Below are 2,836 nucleotides of genomic sequence, written 5' to 3' on the forward strand. Positions count from 1 at the left end.
CGCAGACACTCAGCGGCCATCAACACCATCTCGGCCTGTCGCCGCCACCTCAATTTCCTCAACGGACGCGACATCGAAGAGATCGGCCCAGCATGACGGGTAGCTCCCACGGCCACACCCTCACCCGCCCATGACACTGGCCCGGGGTGTGGTCTTACGGACCGAAACGGGATGACGGTGCCGTCGAACCATTGCGTTGGGTTCCTGCGAGCGCTGCGTTACGGAGCCGATGACGGGAATCGAACCCGAAGATCCAGCTTGGGAAGCTGACTTGACGCCGAAATCGGGGTTTTCCTAGTCGTCCGAGGATGTCCGATTCGCTCGCGATCATCCCTGCTCAGAGCGGCTAGATTGCGCCTCCATTGCACCTCGGCCGCAGTTGCCGGACACTTCCCCGACCAGCGCCGAGGCAGCGCCAGGCGCAGCGGGCGCCACCAAAACCGTTGCGTTACAAGCCAATAACAACGGCGGTCAGCCACCGTGTAGCGGCCCGGGTGCTAGCCGTCCTGGCCTGGAGCGCCGGGTTGTCCAATCCCGCCGAGCGCGCCCGTGTTGCCTCTATCGCCGAAATCGCCGGCGTTGTTGTGCGAACCGAAGCGGTTTATGGCCACCCCCCTGTCGCCGCCCTGGCCGCCGACGCCGCCGAGCCCGCCCTGTCCGGCTGCGCCTGCTGACCCTCCCTGGCCGCCGGTGCCGCTGGTGCCCGCACCCGGCGCGACACCTGGGGCTCCGCCGGCGCCGCCGTCTCCACCTGTTCCGCCGTACCCGCCCCTGCCGCCGTCGCCACCGTCGCCGCCGTTTCCGCCGTATCCCTTGCTGACGTTGTTGTCCTGGTACACGGCCATTCCGCCGTTGCCGCCGTTGCCGCCTTGAGCGCCTTGACCGCCGGTGCCGCCCTGACCACCCTTGCCGCCGAGGCCGCCGTCGCCGCCGATGCCGGATATCTGCCCGCCGTTGCCTCCGGCGCCTCCGGCACCACCTCTTCCGCCGGTACCCCCGACCGCACCCTCACCGCCAGTGCCGCCGGCACCACCGAGGCCGCCGTACACAATGCCGAGGTTGACCAGGGCGTCGGCCCCGTTGCCGCCGTAGCCTCCAGGGGCGAAGAAACCGCCGTCCCCGCCGCGGCCACCGGGGCCGCCTTGGGCGTCGCCTGCGCCGGCGGAGACTTCCTGGCCGCCGCCGCCATTGGCGCCGGGCTGCGCTATCCCGCCGTTGACCCCGTCACCACCGGGAGCGCCGTAGATGGCACCGACGGCTTGATGAACGCGTTCGGGCGTGGCACCGCTGGGTGCAGCGTCCCGTAGCGGAGGGTTGACGCCGGTCTTTCCGGTCGCGCCCGTGCCTCCGTTGCCACCGTTACCGCCATTGCCTTTGGCGCCGCCGTCGCCGCCCCTCCCTCCGGCCCCACCGTCCATGCCCAGGGTGGTGATGCTGAAGCCGTGGCCACCGTTGCCGCCGTTGCCGCCGCTGATGACCAACAGGCCGCTGGGGCCATCGGCGCCACGGCTGCCGCCGATGCCGCCCACTCCGGGCGCACCGCCGTTGCCCCCGAACGCGCCGGCGCCGTCGCTACCGCCGTCTCCGCCTGCCCCGCCGTCGATGTGGGTGCTGTCGCCGTCGGCGCCCCTGCCGCCGTTGCCGGGCGCCCCTGCGTTTCCACCTTTTCCGCCTGCCCCGCCGTTGCCATTTGTGCCGGCGGTGCCCGTCCCCAGAGCGGCGCCGCCGTTGCCCCCGGCCCCGCCGTCACCGCCGGCCGCGGCGTTACCGCCATGGCCGCCCCGTTGGCCGGCGCCGTCGTTGATACCGATCACGCCGTCCACGCCGTTGCGACCGTTGCTTCCGTTGCCGCCGTCGCCGCCGCCTCCGCCGCGGCCGCCGGCTCCGCCGTTGCCCGAAGTCGAGCCACCGAGACCCCCGGCTCCGCCGGCACCGCCTTCGCCGCCGGGCAAACCGCTCTTGCCGTCGAGACCGGCATCCGGAGACCCGTTGGCGCCGTTGGCGCCGTGAGCGCCATTGCCCCCATCGCCGCCGTTGCCGACCGTGCCGCCGTTGCCGCCGGCGCCGCCGGCCCCGCCGTCCGCACCGGAGGGGTTGAGGAGGTCGAAGGGGCTGAAACCGTTGCCGCCGTTGCCACCGTTGCCGCCGCCGGTCACCGCGAGGCCAGTCATACCGTCGGCGCCCGGGCTACCGCTCCTGCCGCCGCGCCCGGTCGCGCCGCCCACCCCGCCGGCTCCGGCCCGGCCGGGATCACCGCCGTTTCCGCCTGCCCCGCCGTCGAAGTGGGTGCGATCACCGTCTGCGCCTCTGCCACCGTTACCGGGTGCCCCGGCGTCGCCGCCCGCGCCGCCGCCGCCGCCGTTCCCGTTGACGCCCGACGTACCGAATAAACCGCTGCCGCCGCCGTTACCGCCGGCCCCGCCTGCTCCGCCCGCGCCGCCGTCTCCGCCCCTTCCGCCATTGCCAGCAGTCGCACCGGCGGTCTGCGCCTCGGCGCCGTTGGTACCACGGCCCCCGCTGCCGCCGAACCCGCCTACACCTCCGTTGCCGCCGGCTCCGCCGCTGCCGAAGAGCAGCGCGCCGCGACCACCAGCCCCGCCGGCGCCGCCGGCCCCGCCGGGTGTACCGGTGCCGCCGTCAACACCAAGGACGTCGGAGGGCGCGTCGACGCCGACGGCGCCGTTGCCGCCGTTGCCGCCGGCTCCGCCGGTGCCGTAGAGGAGGCCTGCGGCGCCGCCGGTCCCGCCGGCTCCGCCGGCAGCGCCGTTGGTGAGGGCATGTGCGCCGTCGCCGCCTCTGCCGCCGTTGCCCATCAGCATTCCGCCGGCGCCGCCTG

General features: G+C 73.9%; 1 protein-coding gene. It reads right to left on the minus strand.

The annotated features are described in order from the left end of the window. Positions 1-497: 497 nt before the first annotated feature. Positions 498-2,836: PE family protein (locus ACIA48_RS30220; protein ID WP_396739998.1), on the minus strand; the 2,339-nt coding region annotated here is incomplete at its 5' end.

It is taken from the genome of Mycobacterium sp. NPDC051804 (genome assembly GCF_044452905.1).
Classification (GTDB): Bacteria; Actinomycetota; Actinomycetes; order Mycobacteriales; family Mycobacteriaceae; genus Mycobacterium.